Raw genomic sequence first — 19,454 nt, forward strand, 5'->3', positions numbered from 1 at the left:
TTAAGAGGAAAGTGTCCGGATGAGGTTGGCGTAATCCTCTTTAATGTCGTGGCTCTCTTCCCGCAACTGCTCGATCTTGCGACAGGCGTGGAGCACCGTGGTGTGGTCCCGGCCACCGAAGGCATCACCAATCTCAGGCAAGCTGTGGTTGGTCAACTCCTTGGCCAGGGCCATGGCCACCTGGCGAGGACGGGCCACCGAGCGGGAACGCCGCTTTGACAGAATGTCCGCCACTTTAATTTTGTAATATTCGGCCACTGTCTTCTGAATATTGTCGATGGTCACCAGCTTCTCCTGCAAGGCCAGCAGATCACGCAGGGCTTCACGGACGAAGTCGATGGTGATGGGGCGGCCGGTGAAGTTGGCGTTGGCGATCACCCTGTTCAGTGCCCCCTCCAGCTCTCGAACGTTGGAGCGAAGACGCTTGGCAATGAAGAAGGCCACCTCGTCAGGCAGGTGGATCTTGCTCTCCTGAGCCTTACGCATCAGGATCGCCACCCGGGTTTCCAGCTCCGGCGGCTCAATGGCCACGGTCAGGCCCCACCCAAACCGGGATTTCAGCCTGTCCTCCACCCCATCGATCTCCTTGGGATAGCGATCCGAGGTCAGGATGATCTGATGGTTGCCCTCCAACAGCGCGTTGAAGGTGTGAAAGAACTCCTCCTGGGAGCGATCTTTGTTGGCAAAGAACTGGATGTCATCGATCAGCAGGGCGTCCACGCTGCGGTAGTAGCGTTTGAACTCGGCGATGGCGTTGTTCTGCAAAGCCCGCACCATATCCTGAACAAAACGCTCGGAGTGCATGTAGATCACTTTGGCGTTGGGGTTGTTCTTCAGGATGCCGTTACCCACGGCATGCAGCAGGTGGGTTTTACCCAGGCCGGTTCCCCCATAAAGGAAGAGAGGGTTATAGGCACCGCCGGGATTGTCGGACACCTGGGTGGCCGCTGCCCGAGCCAGCTGGTTGGATTTACCCTCAACAAAGTTGTCGAACTGGTAAGTGCGGTTGATGTTACTGCGGTTGCCACCGGCTACGGGGGTTACCTGGGACGGCTCCACATTGCCCACCGCCTGGACGGGCACTGGAGAGGCAGGTTGTACCGGCTTGGGTGCACTGGCCTTGGTGGCCGAGGGGCGACTGCCGATATCAAATTTCAGGGTGGGGGCCTGATCGCCCATGGCCCCCTGGAGATAACTGTTGATCTGATCCAGGTATTTGTCCCGGACCCAGTCGAGCACAAAACGGTTGGGGGCATACAGAGTCAGTGTCTGATCTTCAAATTCAGCCTGAAGCGGACGTATCCACATGCTGAACTGTTGAGCCGGCAGCTCCTCCTGAAGGGTTGCTACACATTGCTGCCAAACAGACAAAGTCACCGTAATTACTCCGAAAAAAAAAGATCACCCAAGGGCGACAATTCTACCCTTCCTAAAGGGTGATCGCCAGCCATTTACCTAAGTTATCCCCAATTTTGATCCTTGATCTTTAACCCAAAGATCTGCAGAAAAGGATCCCGGAGATCTTTGCTCAATTGCCTGAGCCACAAGGACTGGAAAGGGATCGCAAAAAACACTATACTCCGCGTCCGCAGGATCCGATCGCGATCGTGCTGTCTATATCTTGGGGTGAGAACACAGTTTTATCCACAAGACATGGGGGTGAGGAGATTTATTGAAAAATCCCCATCTCCAGATTGACTAAGTAGGTCGACTTTTTGTAGAATTCGGCCTCTTTTTTGAACCGATTCCACCGCCTTGTGCGGGAGTCGAAGCTTAACTAAACGGTAAGAAGCTATGAAACGTACTTTTCAACCGAGCGTTCTGAAGCGTAAGCGCAACCACGGCTTCCGTGCTCGCATGGCCACCAAGTCTGGCCGTCAGGTGCTGGCTCGTCGCCGCGCCAAAGGCCGCGCTCGCCTGTCTGCTTAATCGCTAAGATTATGCAAAGCGCATCAGTGGTGCGTTATACCTTTGAGCGGGAGTTACGTCTGTTGACTCCCGCTCAATTCAAATCTGTCTTTGCTAACCCTGTCCGGGCAGCACATCCCCACATGACCCTTCTAGCTGTAGTCAACGACCTGAACCATCCTCGGTTGGGATTGACTGTGGCCAAAAAGCATGTCAAAAAAGCGTGTCAACGCAATCGTATCAAGCGTATAGTCAGAGACGAATTCCGCTTGCATCAGCATAACCTTCCCGGTGTGGACATTGTTGCCATTGCCAAAAAGGGCGTTGATGACCTGGACAATGCCACTCTCCACAAGCTGGTAGAGAAGCTACTAAAAAAGCTTTCGAAACGATGCAAAAGTTGCTCATCGGATTCATCCGACTCTACCAAAAGCTGCTGAGCCCACTTCTGGGGCAAAATTGCCGCTTTCAGCCAACTTGCTCTCAATATGCGATTGAGGCCATTACTGTTCATGGCTGTTTGAAGGGAAGTTGGTTAGCATTAAGACGAATATTGAAATGCCACCCCCTGCACCCGGGTGGCCGTGACCCCATACCTCCAGCGAAATAAAGGTAGAGCTAAACCGGCCATGGACTCTCAACGTAATTTATTGCTGATCTGTCTTCTGTTTGTCAGCTTCCTGCTCTGGCAACAGTGGAATGCAGATCAGAACCCGCAACCTCAGCCTGTTGCTCAGCAGAGCAGCACCCAGGTATCCAATGAGGTGCCCACCGGCACCGGTGTCGAACCCCTGCCGGAGCAGATCTCCACTTCAGGCAAGCTGGTCACCGTGACCACCGACACCCTGAAGCTGGTGATCGACACCCAGGGTGGCGATGTCATCGAATCCTCCCTGCTGAAGTACCCTGTGACTCAGGACTCCATCGAGCCCCTGAAACTGCTTCAGCGCCACAACGGTTACAACTATGTGGCCCGCAGTGGTCTGATCGGCGCCCAGGGCCCCGATTCTGCCGCCCAGCGTCCGGTTTACCAGGTCAGCGCCGACAGCTTCACCATGGGTGAACAGGGCGAACTGGTGGTGCCCATGACCTTCGTGGACGCCAACGGCATTCGCTTCGACAAGCGCTTTATCTTCACCCGCGGACAATATGATGTCCGGGTTGAGTACAAAGTGGACAACCAGACCGCGAACAATGCCTCCATGCAGATGTTCACCGAACTGCGTCAGAGCATCACTGCCGATGAAAGCAGTATGATGATGCCCACTTACCGCGGCGCGGCGTACAGCACTGCCGAGACTCGCTACAGCAAGTACGATTTCGACGACATGAAGGATCGTAACCTGGGCCAGGTCACCCCTGGTGGCTGGGTTGCCATGCTGCAGCACTACTTCGTGACCGCCTGGGTTCCCTCCGCTGACAGCCAGAACGACATCTACTCCAAGGTGTATGGCAGCAGCGAAGGCGCCATCGGCGTGAAACAGCCTATGACCACCGTGGGTGCCGGCCAGACAGCGACCTTCGACGGTCAGCTGTACATCGGTCCCAAGGATCAACAGGCTCTGTCCGCCCTGTCAGAGACTCTGAACCTGGTAGTGGATTACGGCTGGCTGTGGTTTATCGCCGTGCCCCTGCACTGGCTGCTGACCGCCCTGCAATCCGTTGTGGTGAACTGGGGTATGGCCATCATCGGCATGACCCTGCTGGTTCGTGGCGCCCTGTACCCTCTGACCAAGGCGCAGTACACCTCCATGGCGAAGATGCGTAAGCTGCAGCCCAAGCTGGAGGAGCTAAAGAAGAAGTATGGCGACGACCGTCAGCGTCTGAGCCAGAGCATGATGGAGCTGTATCAGAAAGAGAAAGTGAACCCCATGGGTGGTTGTCTGCCTCTGCTGCTGCAATTCCCCATCTTCATCGCCTTCTACTGGGTACTGCTGGAAAGCGTCGAGCTGCGTCAGGCACCCTTCATGCTGTGGATCACCGATCTGTCGGTGAAAGACCCCTACTACATCCTGCCTCTGCTGATGGGTGCGTCCATGTTCCTGATGCAGAAGATGCAGCCTGCGGCTCCGGGTATGGATCCCATGCAGCAGAAGATGATGCAGTACATGCCGGTCATCTTCACCGTATTCTTCCTGTGGTTCCCTTCCGGTCTGGTTCTGTACTGGCTGGTCGGTAACCTGGTGGCCATTACTCAGCAGTGGTACATCTACCGCTCCCTGGAAGTTCAGGGCCTGAAGTAACCCACCCTCACTCTGAAAAGGCGGCATTGATGCCGCCTTTTTTTGTACAATACAGAAAACCCTTTAAAACCTATCCCAATGACCATCACCACAGACACCATAGTGGCCCAGGCCACGGCTACTGGTCGTGGCGGCGTCGGCATCATCCGCGTCTCCGGCCCCAACGCCGAGGCCCTGGCCAAGGCCCTGCTGGGCAGAGTGCCCAAGGTTCGTCAGGCAGAGTACCTGCCCTTTAAGGATGAGCTGGGCCAACAACTGGATCAGGGCATCGCCCTGCTGTTTAAGGCCCCCAACTCCTTCACCGGAGAAGACGTTCTGGAACTGCAGGGACATGGCGGCCCTGTGGTGCTGGACATGCTGCAACGGGCCGTCATCGCCACAGGACTGGCGCGCTCCGCCCGGCCTGGCGAATTCTCCGAGCGAGCCTTCCTCAACGACAAGATGGATCTGGCTCAGGCGGAGGCCATTGCCGATCTCATCGAGGCCTCCTCCGAACAGGCCGCCCGCAGTGCCCTGAAGAGTCTGCAGGGAGAGTTTTCCGGCAAGGTGACCGGGCTGGTGGAACAGCTCACCGTGCTGCGCATCTACGTCGAAGCGGCCATCGACTTTCCCGACGAGGAGGTGGATTTTCTCTCCGACGGTAAGATCGCCGCCGACCTGCAACAGGTGCAGGATGCCCTGGCCGAGGTGCGCGCCAGTGCCCGTCAGGGCGCCCTGATGCGCGAAGGGATGAAGGTGGTGATCGCCGGTCGCCCCAACGCGGGCAAATCCAGTTTGCTCAACGCCCTGGCCGGCCGGGAATCGGCCATCGTCACCGACATCGCCGGCACCACCCGGGATGTACTGCGCGAACACATCCACATCGATGGCATGCCGCTGCACATCATCGATACCGCCGGACTGCGTGAAGCCAGTGATGAAGTGGAGCGGATCGGCATCGAACGCGCCTGGGAGGAGATCCAGCAGGCGGATCGGGTATTGATGATGGTGGACGGCACAGAAACCAGCGACACCGATCCTCATAGGATCTGGCCCGAGTTCATGGACAGACTCCCCAGGGAGATGGGACTGACCATCATCCGCAATAAACTGGACCTGACCGGGGAACATCAGCTCACCGAGCAGCAACAGGACTACCCCCTGTTCAAGCTCTCCGCCAAGACCGGAGAGGGGATGGAGCCGCTGCGTCAGCACCTGAAGGCCTGTATGGGCTACCAGGGAGCCGGCGAGGGGGGCTTCATGGCCCGGGGACGCCATCTAGAAGCCCTGGCCAGGGCCGATGAGCACCTGATACTGGGCCGCGAACAACTGGAGGTGTTTCAGGCGGGGGAGCTGCTGGCTGAGGAGCTGAGGCTGGCTCAGCAGGCCCTGTCGGAGATCACCGGCGAGTTCAGCTCTGACGACCTTCTGGGGCGGATCTTCTCCTCCTTCTGTATCGGTAAGTAATGGGGACCAGATTCAATCCTAAAGAGGCGCCAGCAGGCGCCTTTTTTTTTCCTTTACTTACCCGGTCATCAATTTAATACCTCACTGCCTTTCCCATCACTGTCCGTATAATGGTCGTCACAGACAACAAGGAAACCCCTATGACCCAACTCGCCCTGATAGTCGGCACCACCATGGGTGGCGCCGAGGCCGTCGCAGATGAACTGGCTGAGAAGCTTCAGACCCAGGGTATCGATGCCGAGATCCACTTGAGTCCGGAACTGGAGACGTTGAAACAGACACCAAACTGGTTGGTTGTCACCTCGACTCATGGCGCCGGAGAGCTGCCAGACAACCTCCAGCCCCTGGCAAAATCCCTGGAATGTGTCGATCTTTCCAGCATTCGATACGCCATTTGCGGCATTGGTGACAGCAGCTACGACACCTTCTGCGGTGCCGCCAAAACCGTGGAAGAACTGCTTCAGCAAAACGGGGCCACCGAGCTTGTGAATAAGATCGAGATCGATGTGCAGAGCCTGGAACTCCCTGAAGACAAGGCTTTGCTGTGGATCGATCAGCTGATCCCGATCCTCAACCCCTGATCCTTATACAGATCTGATCCAAGGTTACCCACAGAAAAGATCTCTATTCACAGGCCTATGTGAATAACTTTGGATCAAACTGGGATCTAACCTTGGATTAATCCACTCCCCTAGCGAGCTCAAGATCTGCCTGTGTATAAAACCCCGATCTGATCCCAGCTTATACGGCAGTAGATCGCGATCTATTCACAGGGATCGATCGCACTTAAGATCCTGATGATCAAACGTAATTTTGGGTTAACCACAGAGATCGGCCTCCCTAAAAAGAGTAATAACAAAGATCTTATATAAAGATCTTTATGATCTATTAGTCTCCAGCCCGATCGCCAAGACTAAAAAATGACCATTTATCTCCGCTTCTGGCAATGCTAGAATGTCGCGCTTTTTCCAGGCCGAGTGACTAAAAGGGGTAGTAAGGCAGATGCAGTCTCAGGATCAATATGACGTCATTGTTGTAGGTGGGGGTCACGCAGGCACCGAGGCCGCGTTGGCCAGTGCCCGCATGGGAGTGAGAACTCTGCTGCTGACCCACAATCTGGATACCCTGGGTCAGATGTCCTGCAACCCCGCCATCGGAGGCATTGGAAAAGGTCATCTGGTGAAAGAGATCGATGCCCTGGGTGGCGCCATGGCTCGCGCTACCGATCGCGCCGGGATCCAGTTTCGTACCCTGAATGCCTCCAAGGGCCCTGCCGTCCGGGCGACCCGTGCCCAGACCGATCGTGCCCTGTACCGTCAGGCCATTCAGAACATCCTGTTTTCCCAGCCTAACCTCACCGTATTCCAGCAAGCTGTCGATGATCTGGTGGTGGAACAGGACCGTGTGGTTGGGGTGATCACCCAGGCGGGTGTCCGCTTCGATGCCCGGACAGTGGTGCTGACCGTAGGTACCTTCCTGGGCGGCCAGATCCATATCGGCCTGGACCACTACCAGGGTGGCCGTGCCGGCGATCCGCCATCCAACGCCCTGGCGCGTCGTCTGCGTGAACTGCCTTTCCGGGTCGATCGTCTGAAGACCGGCACCCCTGCCCGACTGGACAGCCGCACCCTGAACTTCGACGTGATGCAGGAGCAACCGGGTGATACCCCGATCCCAACCGTTTCCTTCATTGGTAAGGCGGAGGATCATCCCCGTCAGATCTCCTGTTTCATCACTCACACCAATGAGCAGACCCATGAGATCATCCGATCCAATCTGGATCGCAGCCCCATGTATGCCGGGGTAATCGAGGGGGTGGGCCCTCGCTATTGCCCCTCCATCGAAGACAAGGTGATGCGTTTTGCGGACAAAAACAGCCATCAAATCTTCGTTGAGCCTGAAGGACTGAACAACATAGAGATCTACCCCAATGGCATCTCTACCTCCCTGCCCTTTGACGTGCAGTTGAAACTGATCCGCTCCATTCATGGCTTCGAACAGGCGGAGATCCTGCGTCCCGGCTACGCCATCGAGTACGATTTCTTCGATCCCAGGGATCTGAAATCCAGCCTGGAAACGCGCTTTATCGACGGTCTGTTCTTTGCTGGACAGATCAACGGCACCACGGGCTACGAAGAAGCGGGCGCCCAGGGGCTGCTGGCTGGCACCAACGCGGCCCTGATGGTGCAGGAGCGTGATGCCTGGTCCCCTAAACGGGATCAAGCTTATCTGGGCGTTCTGGTGGACGATCTCTCCACCCTGGGCACCAAGGAACCCTATCGGATGTTCACCTCCCGCGCCGAATACCGTCTGCTGCTGCGTGAGGACAATGCGGATCTGCGTCTGACCCCCGAAGGGCGCGAGTTGGGCCTGGTGGACGATGAACGTTGGGCCGCATTCAACCACAAGGTGGAGGCCATTGAACTGGAGAAGCAGCGTCTGCGCACCACCTATGTGCAGAAAACCGGTGCCCAGGCGGACGAGCTCAACCCGGTGTTGAAAACCCCCCTGTCCCGTGAAGCCAACCTGGAGGAGCTGATTCGTCGTCCCGAACTGACCTATGCTCAGTTGATGCAGGTAACGGATCTCGGGCCGGGCCTGGCGGATCCCAAGGCGGCCGAGCAGGTGGAGATTCAGATCAAGTACGCTGGATACATCGAGCGCCAGAAAGATGAGATCGCCAAGGCCCAGCGCAATGAGCAGACTTTGCTGCCGGAAGAGATGGATTTCAGTCAGGTGTCCGGCCTCTCCAACGAGGTCGTGGCCAAGCTCAAGGAGCACAAACCTGAGACTCTGGGAGCCGCTTCGCGCATCTCCGGCATCACTCCCGCCGCCATCTCACTGTTGCTGGTTTATCTCAAAAAACACGGTCTGCTGCGAAAAACCGCCTAACCGCCAAACGCGGGGCTTTCCAAGCCCCGCTCATCACCGCATAATACCCTATTCTCTATTTTCCAAATCTGAAGGTACCTACACGTGTTAGCCACAAGGCTGGCCGAACTGGTGGCGCAAACCGATCTGCAGCTCAGCGATAAGCAGATGGGTCAGCTTGTGCAACTGGTCGAGCTGCTGAACAAATGGAACAAAGCCTATAACCTCACCTCGGTCCGTGACCCCCAGGAGATGCTGGTACGTCACATCATGGACAGCGTGGTGGTAGGCCCCCATCTTCAGGGAGAGCGTTTCATCGATGTAGGTACTGGTCCCGGGTTACCTGGTTTGCCTCTGGCGATCTGCAATCCGGACAAATCCTTTGTCCTCCTGGACAGCCTGGGCAAGCGCATCCGTTTCATCCGGACCGTGGTGCACACTCTGGGGCTGGAGAACGTTACTCCGGTGCAGAGTCGGGTGGAGGAGTATCAACCGGAACAGGGCTTCGATGGTGTGCTCAGCCGCGCCTTTGCTTCCCTGTCCGACATGCTGGAGTGGTGCCATCATCTGCCTGCTCCACAAGGACGTTTCTACGCGCTGAAAGGGCAGCTGGACACCGAAGAGCTGGCTGCCATACCGTCAGGGTTCGAGATTCTGGGTCAGCAGGCGCTGCATGTGCCTGAACTGGATGCCCAGCGTCACCTGGTATTTGTCAGAAACCATTCGTAGATTTTTGGGGAACAGTCGATGGCAAGAGTGATTGCGGTAGCCAACCAGAAGGGGGGAGTGGGTAAGACCACCACCTGTGTCAACCTGGCCGCTTCCCTGGCCGCCACCCGTCGCAAGGTGCTGCTGGTGGATCTCGATCCCCAGGGAAATGCCACCATGGGCAGCGGCGTGGACAAGTACGAGGTGGAGTATTCTGCCTACGACCTGCTGGTGGAGGAGACCCCTGCCGAACAGGTGATTGTCCGTGATACCAGTGGCAAGTACGACCTGATCGCCGCCAACGCCGATGTCACCGCCGCCGAGATCAAGCTGATGGAGTTCTTCGCCCGGGAGGTTCGCCTGCGCAACTCCCTGGAGCCGATAAAGGATCAGTACGATTTCATCTTCATCGACTGTCCGCCTTCACTGAACATGCTGACGGTAAACGCCATGGGGGCCGCCGATTCGGTTCTGGTGCCCATGCAGTGCGAGTATTATGCCCTGGAGGGATTGACCGCCCTCATTGACACCATCACCAAGCTGGCTGCGGTGGTGAATCCCGATCTGGTGATCGAAGGGATTCTGCGGACCATGTACGATCCGCGTAACCGCCTGGCCAATGATGTGTCCGATCAGCTGAAACAGCACTTTGGCGAGAAGGTGTACCGCACCGTGATTCCGCGCAACGTGCGACTGGCTGAGGCTCCCAGCTTTGGGGCGCCCGCCATCTATTACGATAAGAGCAGTGCCGGTGCCAAGGCGTACCTGGCATTGGCCGGAGAGATGTTGCGCCGTGCCGAGCGCAATGAGCCGGCCACCGAAGAGGTTTAAGGGGAAAGCATGTCAGCTAAGAAGCGCGGATTAGGCAAGGGACTGGATGCCCTGTTGGGCACCAGCCGATCTGTGGTGGAGAAGCGGGAGCAGCAGGCGCAGAGCGCCCCCCGCCCGGAGCCTGTAGCCCAGACTCAGCAGGATGGTGCTCTGGTGCACCTGAGACTGGAACTGCTGCAGCGCGGCATCTATCAGCCTCGCCGGGATATGTCGGAAGAGGCCCTGGAAGAGCTGGCCGAATCCATTCGTCGTCAAGGGGTGCTGCAGCCTGTGGTGGTGCGTCCCATCGACGGTGGCCAGTACGAGATTCTGGCGGGTGAGCGCCGTTGGCGCGCCTCGCAGATCGCCGGACTGGATACCATCCCCTGCATCATCAAGCCGGTGGCCGACGAAGCCGCCGTGGCCATCGCCCTGATTGAGAACATTCAGCGTGAAAACCTCAACGCCATGGAAGAGGCCATTGCCCTGCAGCGCCTGGCGGACGAGTTTGATATGACTCACGCCGAGGTGGCGGAAGCCGTTGGCAAGTCCCGGACCACGGTGACCAACCTGCTCAGGCTGAACAACCTCAACGACGAGGTGAAGATCCTGCTGGAGCATGGGGACATCGAGATGGGCCATGCCCGGGCCCTGCTCAGCCTGGAGGGGGACGCCCAGACACTGGCGGCACGAGCCGTGGTGGCCAAAGGGATGACGGTTCGTGAAACCGAGAAGCTGGTGAGCAGGCAGCTTGAGCCCAAACCGGCCAAACCGCCTAAGGTGGAGGACCCGGATGTGACCCGGTTGATTAACGAGTTAACCGACCGCCTCGGCGCTCAGGTCGCCATCCAGCAAGGCAGCAAGGGCAAGGGAAAGCTGGTGATCAGCTATGACAACCTTGACCAATTGGACGGGATCATAAGTCGCGTAATTGCAACCTAAGATAAAAAACCTCCCTCGGGAGGTTTTTTTCTGCTTGTGATCATTTGCACAAACTAAATTTTTTTCGTACGGCAGGCGAGAGCAAAAAATCGCTCAACTCACAGAATTTGTCATTTTTTATGCATTATAAAACCGTTAATTCTGTACTTTTGAATCCAAAAACCAGATTAACCTAGCCGGTGGTGGTAGCGATCTGGGTGGTTTTTGATAGGTTATAACCAGCTCTTGTTGATCAATAACAAATATGCCCGGCAACATGTGAGAAGCCTAGGGTTTTCAAGGTTTCACCATCCGTTCTGGATCACAGTTTTCCAACCTCCACTTGGTTGCATCGGCAAGGCAAGTAGGTATACTTTCGCTTGCTTTTAGGCAGATTAAGGGTTTTCGGACCCTCTCTTGAAAGATTACGGAGTCAAGGCGTTGAAACGAGACCCCAGACGCAAAGGCCGAATGACCGCACTGCGGTTAGTGGCCGCTCAAGCAATAGTGGTAGCTCTGATCAGTACGCTTTGTTTCGTACTTTGGGGAGAACAGCTGGCCTTGTCAGCCCTGATGGGCGGCAGTGTGGCGGTTGTCCCCAACCTCGTTTTCGCAACTCTCACCTTCTCCCGTTTGTGGGAAAAGGTAACTGGTAGCATGGTGAATGCCTTCTACCGGGGAGAAGCGATTAAGCTGATGCTGACCGTAACCCTGTTTGTGCTGGCATTTGCGGTAGTTAAATCTGACCCTAGGGCCGTTTTTGGCTGCTACATTTCCGCCCTCATGGTGTTATGGATGGCACCTTTGTTGTTTCAACGAAAACATTTGGGATGAATCATGGCTGCAAATCCGCAGGAGTATATTCTGCACCACTTGCAGAACTTGCAGTATCGCGCTGGCAGTTGTAGCGCTGATGCGAGTGAGTACTGTTTTTGGACTTGGAACGTGGATTCATTGCTGTTTTCGGTTGGACTCGGCGTTTTCTTCCTTTGGTTGTTCCGTTCCGTTGGTAAAAAGGCCACTACTGGCGTTCCCGGCAAGCTCCAGTGCTTCGTCGAGATGCTGGTTGAGTTCGTCGATACCAGCGTTAAGGAATCCTTCCACGGCAAGAATAAGCTGATCGCCCCCCTGGCTCTGACCATCTTCGTCTGGGTTTTCCTGATGAACCTGATGGATCTGATTCCGGTTGATTGGCTACCCGCAGCAGCAGGCGCCGCTGGTGTTCACTACCTGAAAGTGGTTCCTTCCACTGACTTGAACATCACCCTGGCGATGAGCTGCAGCGTCTTCTTCTTGATGATCTTCTACAGCATCAAGGTGAAAGGCGTGTCCGGGTTCGTTAAGGAGTTGACGCTCCAGCCGTTTAACAACAAGTTAATGATTCCTTTTAACTTCCTGCTTGAGATTGTAGGACTGATCTCTAAACCTGTGTCTCTGGGCCTTCGTCTGTTCGGTAACATGTATGCAGGTGAGCTGATCTTTATTCTTATTGCTCTTATGTACACCGGTAACGTGGCTATCGGCGCGCTCGGCGGCTTTGCGCAGCTGGCGTGGGCGATTTTCCACATCCTGGTGATTACATTGCAGGCGTTTATCTTCATGATGCTGACGATTGTGTACCTCAGCATGGCTCATGAAGATCATTAATTTTTAAGACTAAGTAACAAATTAAGAGAAACTGGAGAATACGATGACTGCTATTGCTGTTGCTCTGCTGATTGGCCTGGGTGCTCTGGGTACTGCTATTGGTTTCGGTCTGCTGGGTGGTAAGTTCCTGGAGAGCGTTGGTCGTCAGCCTGAAATGACCCCTGCCCTGCAAACCAAGATGTTCATCATGGCCGGTCTGCTGGATGCGGTACCTATGATCGGTGTAGGTATCGGTCTGTACATCCTGTTCGTTGTTGGTGTTTAAGGCGACCCTTTAATCCAATGTCTTGGAGTTCCGGATACCCGGAGCCGACTTTGAATGGGTTTTGAGGAGGAGCCGTTGTGAATCTCAACGCGACTTTTATCGGTCAGACCATCGCCTTTATTGTCTTTGTCTGGTTCTGCATGAAGTATGTGTGGCCACCTTTGATGGCTGCCATCGAAGAACGACAGAAGGCAATCGCGGATGGCCTGTCAAACGCTGACCGAGCTTCCAAGGATCTTGAGCTGGCACAGGCAAAAATCAGCGATCAGCTGAAAGACGCCAAAGTGCAGGCTGGTGAGATCATTGAGCAAGCGAACAAGCGTAAATCGCAAATTGTCGACGAAGCTAAAGTTGAGGCGGAAGCCGAGCGTGCCAAGATCATCGCTCAGGGCCAGGCCGAAATCGAAGCCGAGCGTAACCGTGCCAAGGAAGCTCTGCGTAAGCAGGTTGCTGTTCTGGCCGTCGCCGGTGCTGAGAAGATTATTGAGCGTTCCATCGACGTTGACGCGCACAGCGACATCGTTGAGAAATTGGCTGCGGAGCTTTAACAGGGGAGAGGGCATATGTCTGAACTGACTACTGTTGCACGCCCCTATGCCAAAGCTGCCTTTGAGTTTGCAGTGGAGCATCAGGCTATCGACAAGTGGCAAGGCCAATTGGACTTTGCTGCCGCGGTAGCTGAGAACGATGCGATTGCTGAGCTGTTGAATGGCGCCATTGCCGTCGATCAACTCGCGGAGATCTTTATCAAGGTCTGTGACGAGAACCTCGACGAGTTTGGCCAGAACCTGGTGAAGGTGATGGCTGAGAATGGTCGTCTGGCTGTGCTGCCTCAGGTTGCCACTCTGTTCAAACAGATGGCCGATGAGCAAGCAAGCCTGGTGGAGGCCGATGTGGTGTCCGCAACAGAACTTAGTGACGAACAGAAGCAGAAGATTGCCGAGTCTCTGGAGAAACGTCTAGAGCGCAAGGTAAAGCTGAACTGCACTGTTGATCCGCAGCTAATTGCCGGTGTTGTTATCAACGCTGGTGACTTGGTCATTGATGGCTCGGTTCGCGGTAAATTAAACCGCTTGGCCGATACGCTGCAATCCTAACGGGGATTTAAGCATGCAACTGAATTCAACCGAAATCAGTGAACTGATCAAACAGAGAATTGAGAAGTTCAATGTTGTCAACGAAGCTCGCAACGAAGGTACCATCGTATCTGTAAGCGACGGTATTATCCGCATCCACGGCCTGGCCGACGTGATGCAGGGTGAAATGATTGAGCTTCCTGGCAACCGTTACGCAATCGCACTGAACCTGGAGCGTGACTCCGTAGGTGCGGTAGTAATGGGTCCTTACGCCGATCTGGCTGAGGGCGTAAAAGTTAAGTCCACTGGCCGTATTCTTGAAGTGCCAGTTGGCCGCGGTCTGCTGGGCCGTGTGGTAAACACCCTGGGTGAGCCCATCGACGGTAAAGGTCCTATTGAGGCCGAAGGCTACGGCCCCGTTGAAGTAATTGCTCCCGGTGTAATTGACCGTCAGTCTGTATCTCAGCCTGTACAAACCGGTTATAAGTCCGTTGACTCCATGATCCCAATCGGTCGTGGCCAGCGTGAGCTGATCATCGGTGACCGTCAGACTGGTAAGACTGCGATGGCCGTTGACGCCATCATCAACCAGCGTGAATCTGGCATTAAGTGTGTGTACGTTGCGATTGGCCAGAAGGCCTCCACCATCGCCAACGTAGTGCGCAAGCTGGAAGAGCACGACGCCCTGAAGAACACCATCGTAGTGGTTGCCTCCGCTTCTGAAGCGGCTGCTCTGCAGTACCTGGCTCCCTACTCCGGTTGTACCATGGGTGAATTCTTCCGTGACCGCGGTGAAGATTCTCTGATCATCTACGATGACCTGTCCAAGCAGGCCGTAGCTTACCGTCAGATCTCCCTGCTGCTGCGTCGTCCCCCAGGCCGTGAAGCCTTCCCCGGTGACGTATTCTACCTCCACAGCCGTCTGCTGGAGCGTGCAGCCCGCGTAAACGCCAACTACGTTGAGCGTTTCACCAACGGTGAAGTGAAAGGACAGACCGGCTCTCTGACCGCTCTGCCAATCATTGAAACCCAGGCTGGTGACGTATCTGCGTTCGTACCTACCAACGTGATCTCCATTACCGATGGTCAGATCTTCCTGGAAACCGACCTGTTTAACGCTGGCCTGCGTCCTGCGGTAAACCCCGGTATCTCCGTATCCCGTGTAGGTGGTTCCGCGCAGACCAAGATCATCAAGAAGCTGTCCGGTGGTATTCGTACCGCACTGGCACAGTACCGCGAACTGGCGGCCTTTGCTCAGTTCTCATCTGACTTGGATGATGCTACCCGTGCCCAGCTGGAGCATGGTGAGCGTGTTACCGAGCTGATGAAGCAGAAGCAGTACGCGCCTCTGAGCGTGGCTGACCAGGCCGTTGTCATCTTCTCTGCAGAGAAAGGCTTCCTGTCTTCCGTACCAGTTAACAAGATTGGTGACTTCGAAGCGGCTCTGCTCTCCTACGTGAACGCCGAACATGCTGACCTGCTGAAGCTGATCAACGAGACCGGAGACTACAACTCCGACATCGAATCTCAGCTGCAAGCTGCTCTGGACAAGTTCGTAGCGACTCAAACCTGGTAACAGGGGGAGATAGAAGATGGCCGGCGCTAAAGAGATCCGTACCAAGATCGCGAGTGTAAAAAACACTCAGAAGATCACTTCTGCCATGGAGATGGTGGCTGCTTCGAAAATGCGTAAAGCGCAGGATCGCATGCACGCCAGCCGTCCCTACGCAGAGAATATGCGAAAGGTGATTGGTCACGTAGCGCAGGGCTCTCTGGAATATAAGCATCCCTACCTGGAAGAGCGTGAGGTGAAAAACGTCGGTTTTATCGTCGTTTCCACCGACCGTGGACTGTGTGGCGGCTTGAACATCAACATGTTCAAGCAGGTGGTGAAAGCCGCGACCGAATGGACTGAGAAGGGCGCAAACGTGTCCTACGCAGCCATCGGTTCCAAAGGCGCAGGTTTCTTCCAGAGCTTTGGTGGTGACGTTGCTGCACAGGCCACTGGCCTGGGCGACGCCCCCAGCCTCACCGACCTTATCGGTTCTGTGAAGGTTATGCTGGATGCCTACAACGAGGGCACGCTGGACCGCCTGTTCGTGGTGTACAACAAGTTTGTGAACACCATGAAACAGGATCCGGTGATCGATCAGCTTCTGCCGTTGCCAAAAGATGACACCCAAAAACGAGCTCACGCTTGGGATTATATCTATGAGCCCGATCCGAAAGCTCTGCTGGATAAACTGCTGGTTCGCTATGTCGAATCTCAGGTTTATCAGGGTGTAGTTGAAAATGCCGCGTCTGAACAGGCCGCCCGTATGGTTGCAATGAAGTCCGCAACCGACAACGCAGGCAACCTGATCGACGATCTGCAACTGGTGTACAACAAAGCCCGTCAGGCTGCGATTACGCAGGAACTGTCGGAGATTTGTGCCGGTGCAGCGGCGGTTTAAGGCAGCGGAAACGAGATAATCAGAGGATTAATCATGAGCACAGGTACTGTCGTTCAAGTGATCGGTGCGGTAGTTGACGTGGAGTTCCCACAAGACGCCGTACCACAGGTATACGACGCCCTGCACATCGACAACGATGGCGCTAAGCTGGTGCTGGAAGTTCAGCAGCAGCTCGGTGGCGGTGTTGTTCGTACCATTGCAATGGGTGCGTCCGAAGGTCTGCGTCGCGGACTGGTAGCTACCAACACCGGTAGTGCAATTAAGGTTCCAGTGGGCACTGCCACTCTGGGCCGTATCATGAACGTTCTGGGTGATCCCATCGACGAGTGCGGTGAGATCGGCGAGGAAGAAACGTGGGAAATCCACCGTGAAGCGCCCAGCTACGAAGACCAATCCAGCGCCACCGAGCTGCTGGAAACCGGCATCAAGGTAATCGACCTGGTTTGCCCATTCGCTAAGGGTGGTAAAATCGGTCTGTTCGGTGGTGCGGGTGTAGGTAAAACCGTAAACATGATGGAGCTCATCAACAACATCGCGAAGGCACACTCCGGTCTGTCTGTATTCGCCGGTGTGGGTGAGCGTACTCGTGAAGGTAACGACTTCTACTACGAGATGGCCGAATCTGGCGTAGTTAACCTGGATGACAAAGTCCAGTCCAAGGTAGCCATGGTTTACGGTCAGATGAACGAGCCACCAGGAAACCGTCTGCGTGTAGCACTGACCGGTCTGACTATGGCTGAGAAGTTCCGTGACGAGGGCCGTGACGTACTGTTGTTCGTGGACAACATCTACCGTTACACCCTGGCCGGTACCGAGGTATCCGCACTGCTGGGCCGTATGCCTTCTGCGGTAGGTTACCAGCCTACTCTGGCGGAAGAGATGGGTGTTCTGCAGGAGCGTATTACCTCCACCAAGACAGGCTCCATCACCTCCGTACAGGCGGTATACGTACCTGCGGATGACTTGACTGACCCGTCCCCAGCGACCACCTTTGCTCACCTGGATGCGACCGTAGTACTGAGCCGTGACATTGCGGCCCGCGGTATCTACCCAGCGATCGACCCACTGGATTCCACCTCTCGTCAGTTGGATCCTCTGGTCATCGGTCAGGAGCACTACGATGTGGCTCGTGGCGTGCAGTCCAACCTGCAGCGTTACAAAGAGCTGAAGGACATCATCGCCATTCTGGGTATGGACGAACTGTCTGAGGAAGATAAGCAGACCGTAGCCCGTGCCCGTAAGATTGAGCGATTCCTGTCTCAGCCCTTCTTCGTAGCCGAAGTATTTACCGGTGCTCCCGGCAAGTACGTTTCGCTGAAAGACACCATCTCTGGCTTTAAGGGCATCCTGTCCGGCGAGTACGATGAACTGCCTGAGCAGGCGTTCTACATGGTTGGTGGCATCGACGAAGCCGCCGAGAAAGCGAAGAAACTGTAATCCGGTTGCGGAGAGGATGAGATGGCAGCTATGACACTTCATTTGGATGTAGTCAGTGCGGAAGAAAGCATTTACTCTGGCCGCGTTCAGTACCTGCAAGTTACAGGTGTTGAGGGCGAGTTGGGTATTATGCATGGCCACACTCCATTGCTCACCGCCATTAAGCCCGGTATGGTTCGCATCAAAAAGCAAGACGACAGTGAAGAGGTAATCTACCTGTCTGGTGGCATTCTCGAGGTTCAACCCGATAATGTCAGCGTGCTGGCTGATGTGGCCATTCGTGGTGAAGATATTGACGTTGAAGCTGCCCAGGCAGCCAAGCGTTCCGCCGAAGAGCATATGGCGAAAGCCTCTGCTGACCTCGACTACGAGGCCGCGGTTATCGAGCTGGCGAAGGCGATGGCACAACTCCGAGTTGTTGAGACCATCCGCAAAGGCGTGGGCAGATAAGCTCCCGCTACACGATGAAAAAGGGCGCCCTAGGGCGCCCTTTTTATGTTTGAATCCTTTGTGTCTATCTGCGGCGATCCAGCTGCAGCAGCATCAGCAGACTGATGACGATCAGCACAACCGCCGGCAACACCCACAGGCTGGGCCAGGGCTTGCCCTGCAGGGTGTTGATCACCAGCACCAGGGCCGGACTCAGCAAGGAGTAGGCGTTGGCGGAGCTGCCGCCCACCACCAGGCTGGCAGACTGAAACAGGAAGAAGGTGAGCATGGTGGTGGCGGTGGCCAGCCACAGGATGGCTCCGCTCTGGGCCAGGGTGGGCCACTCCCAATGGGGCTGGACCAATAGCAGCGCCAGGGTCAGCCAACCGGTACCGGTGATCAGCGACCAGCCGGTGACCGTCAGCATCGGCTCGCCTCGGTGCAGAGCCTTGAGCACCAGCGGGTAGCCCCCCATCAGGACACAGCCGATGACATAGAGACTGTTGCCCACGGGCCAGCCTCCTTGCATCAGCATTGCCAGCTCTCCCTCGGTCAGCACCCACAGGGCCGCGGCGACCCCCAGACACAGCGCCAGAATCCGGGCGGGATGGGGTGCCATGCGGCTGACCAGCCATCCGAGCAGGCAACTGAGCAGGGGGACCAGGGTGGTGAGGCTGCCCATGGCCAGGGCCGAGGCGGTTTCGCCGGCAAAGAACATCAGCAGGAAGAAACTGGTCATCGGCAGACTGATCAGGGCAAAGCGCCCCACCGACCGCCAGCCCGGCCAGTTCAGCTGACGAAACCGGGCCAGCAGCAGGATAAACCCCAGAGAGGCGATGGCAAAGCGACCCCAGGTGGTCCACAGCGGTGAGAACCCCTGCCCCATGAAGGCGGCGATGGGGAAGGAGGTGCTGATCAGCACCGCATAGAGCAGCAGTCCCAGGTGGGCCCGGATGACAGGGTGTTGCGGCATTGGGGGTTCCGGTGATGACAAGAAAACGGCGGAGCCAAAGTGGCTTTCCCGTTGTTATAGCATGGACTCGGAAGCGGTGTTGCTGAAATAGCTGAAATGGAGGAAGAAAGCTGATTGGTTTCCCCTGGCGGCTGTCTCGGATGCCGGAGTTGCCGATGATCAACCCCTCTTCGAAGCGGTCCGGCCGGTGGTTACGCTTCCCTATCCGCGTAGGGCAGCGGCAGCAGAGCTGATTTTCCGGCCACGAGTGGGTATACTTTTGCGCCT

21 protein-coding genes are annotated in these 19,454 nt (G+C 56.0%); 19 read left to right on the forward strand and 2 right to left on the reverse strand.

Translation table 11 applies throughout. From position 1 onward, the window contains the following. Entirely contained in the window at positions 1-1,377 is a 1,377-nt protein-coding gene (gene dnaA / locus G505_RS0115355; RefSeq protein ID WP_028110357.1) for a chromosomal replication initiator protein DnaA, read from the reverse strand. 417 nt (positions 1,378-1,794) lie between these two features. On the opposite strand from dnaA, the gene rpmH reads away from it, so the two are divergent. From rpmH to G505_RS0115445, 19 genes are all read left to right on the forward strand, one after another. After that, on the forward strand, positions 1,795-1,929 hold the full coding sequence (gene rpmH / locus G505_RS0115360) for a 50S ribosomal protein L34 (protein WP_028110358.1): 135 nt from the start codon (positions 1,795-1,797) through the stop codon (positions 1,927-1,929). A 26-nt stretch (positions 1,930-1,955) separates the two neighbouring features. Then, the gene (rnpA, locus tag G505_RS22815) at positions 1,956-2,348 is read left to right on the forward strand and encodes a ribonuclease P protein component (RefSeq protein ID WP_157509243.1); all 393 of its coding nucleotides are present in this window, start codon (positions 1,956-1,958) and stop codon (positions 2,346-2,348) included. Further along, the gene (yidD, locus tag G505_RS22820; RefSeq protein WP_084644026.1) at positions 2,300-2,518 is read left to right on the forward strand and encodes a membrane protein insertion efficiency factor YidD; all 219 of its coding nucleotides are present in this window, start codon (positions 2,300-2,302) and stop codon (positions 2,516-2,518) included. Before rnpA ends, yidD begins: the two co-directional genes overlap by 49 nt. A 19-nt stretch (positions 2,519-2,537) precedes the next feature. Continuing rightward, entirely contained in the window at positions 2,538-4,151 is a 1,614-nt protein-coding gene (gene yidC, locus G505_RS0115370) for a membrane protein insertase YidC (RefSeq protein WP_028110360.1), read from the forward strand. Between the two features lie 84 nt (positions 4,152-4,235). Further along, the gene (gene mnmE / locus G505_RS0115375; protein WP_028110361.1) at positions 4,236-5,597 is read left to right on the forward strand and encodes a tRNA uridine-5-carboxymethylaminomethyl(34) synthesis GTPase MnmE; all 1,362 of its coding nucleotides are present in this window, start codon (positions 4,236-4,238) and stop codon (positions 5,595-5,597) included. Positions 5,598-5,737: 140 nt separating this feature from the next. Beyond that, positions 5,738-6,178 (forward strand): FMN-binding protein MioC, encoded by a 441-nt coding sequence (gene mioC, locus G505_RS0115380; RefSeq protein ID WP_028110362.1) that lies wholly within the window; start codon positions 5,738-5,740, stop codon positions 6,176-6,178. Between the two features lie 421 nt (positions 6,179-6,599). Next, the gene (gene mnmG, locus G505_RS0115385; RefSeq protein ID WP_028110363.1) at positions 6,600-8,489 is read left to right on the forward strand and encodes a tRNA uridine-5-carboxymethylaminomethyl(34) synthesis enzyme MnmG; all 1,890 of its coding nucleotides are present in this window, start codon (positions 6,600-6,602) and stop codon (positions 8,487-8,489) included. Between the two features lie 84 nt (positions 8,490-8,573). Then, positions 8,574-9,197, forward strand: a complete 624-nt coding sequence (rsmG, locus tag G505_RS0115390; RefSeq protein ID WP_028110364.1) for a 16S rRNA (guanine(527)-N(7))-methyltransferase RsmG — start codon at positions 8,574-8,576, stop codon at positions 9,195-9,197. A gap of 18 nt (positions 9,198-9,215) precedes the next feature. Continuing rightward, entirely contained in the window at positions 9,216-10,007 is a 792-nt protein-coding gene (locus tag G505_RS0115395) for a ParA family protein (RefSeq protein WP_028110365.1), read from the forward strand. A 9-nt stretch (positions 10,008-10,016) separates the two neighbouring features. Next, complete coding sequence (locus tag G505_RS0115400; RefSeq protein WP_028110366.1) at positions 10,017-10,928, forward strand: ParB/RepB/Spo0J family partition protein; 912 nt, start codon at positions 10,017-10,019, stop codon at positions 10,926-10,928. 450 nt (positions 10,929-11,378) lie between these two features. Further along, a complete protein-coding gene (locus tag G505_RS0115405) occupies positions 11,379-11,741 on the forward strand; it encodes an ATP synthase subunit I (protein ID WP_035385476.1) in 363 nt (120 codons plus the stop codon). A 3-nt stretch (positions 11,742-11,744) separates the two neighbouring features. After that, complete coding sequence (atpB, locus tag G505_RS0115410; RefSeq protein WP_028110368.1) at positions 11,745-12,554, forward strand: F0F1 ATP synthase subunit A; 810 nt, start codon at positions 11,745-11,747, stop codon at positions 12,552-12,554. 43 nt (positions 12,555-12,597) lie between these two features. After that, positions 12,598-12,819, forward strand: a complete 222-nt coding sequence (gene atpE / locus G505_RS0115415; RefSeq protein ID WP_028110369.1) for a F0F1 ATP synthase subunit C — start codon at positions 12,598-12,600, stop codon at positions 12,817-12,819. Positions 12,820-12,896: 77 nt separating this feature from the next. Further along, positions 12,897-13,367, forward strand: coding sequence for a F0F1 ATP synthase subunit B (gene atpF / locus G505_RS0115420; RefSeq protein WP_028110370.1), 471 nt, complete (start codon positions 12,897-12,899; stop codon positions 13,365-13,367). 15 nt (positions 13,368-13,382) lie between these two features. Continuing rightward, entirely contained in the window at positions 13,383-13,916 is a 534-nt protein-coding gene (atpH, locus tag G505_RS0115425) for a F0F1 ATP synthase subunit delta (protein WP_028110371.1), read from the forward strand. Between the two features lie 13 nt (positions 13,917-13,929). Continuing rightward, complete coding sequence (atpA, locus tag G505_RS0115430; RefSeq protein ID WP_028110372.1) at positions 13,930-15,471, forward strand: F0F1 ATP synthase subunit alpha; 1,542 nt, start codon at positions 13,930-13,932, stop codon at positions 15,469-15,471. A 16-nt stretch (positions 15,472-15,487) separates the two neighbouring features. Beyond that, positions 15,488-16,348, forward strand: a complete 861-nt coding sequence (atpG, locus tag G505_RS0115435; RefSeq protein WP_028110373.1) for a F0F1 ATP synthase subunit gamma — start codon at positions 15,488-15,490, stop codon at positions 16,346-16,348. Between the two features lie 33 nt (positions 16,349-16,381). Beyond that, positions 16,382-17,785 carry a F0F1 ATP synthase subunit beta gene (atpD, locus tag G505_RS0115440; RefSeq protein WP_028110374.1) on the forward strand — a complete coding sequence of 468 codons (1,404 nt, stop codon included), beginning with the start codon at positions 16,382-16,384 and terminating at the stop codon, positions 17,783-17,785. Between the two features lie 21 nt (positions 17,786-17,806). After that, entirely contained in the window at positions 17,807-18,235 is a 429-nt protein-coding gene (locus tag G505_RS0115445) for a F0F1 ATP synthase subunit epsilon (RefSeq protein WP_028110375.1), read from the forward strand. A gap of 64 nt (positions 18,236-18,299) precedes the next feature. Here G505_RS0115445 and G505_RS0115450 read toward each other — a convergent pair whose 3' ends face one another. Further along, on the reverse strand, positions 18,300-19,187 hold the full coding sequence (locus tag G505_RS0115450; RefSeq protein ID WP_028110376.1) for a DMT family transporter: 888 nt from the start codon (positions 19,185-19,187) through the stop codon (positions 18,300-18,302). Between the last annotated feature and the right edge of the window lie 267 nt (positions 19,188-19,454).

The sequence above is a fragment of the Ferrimonas futtsuensis DSM 18154 genome, from assembly GCF_000422645.1.
In the GTDB taxonomy this organism is placed as follows: domain Bacteria; phylum Pseudomonadota; class Gammaproteobacteria; order Enterobacterales; family Shewanellaceae; genus Ferrimonas; species Ferrimonas futtsuensis.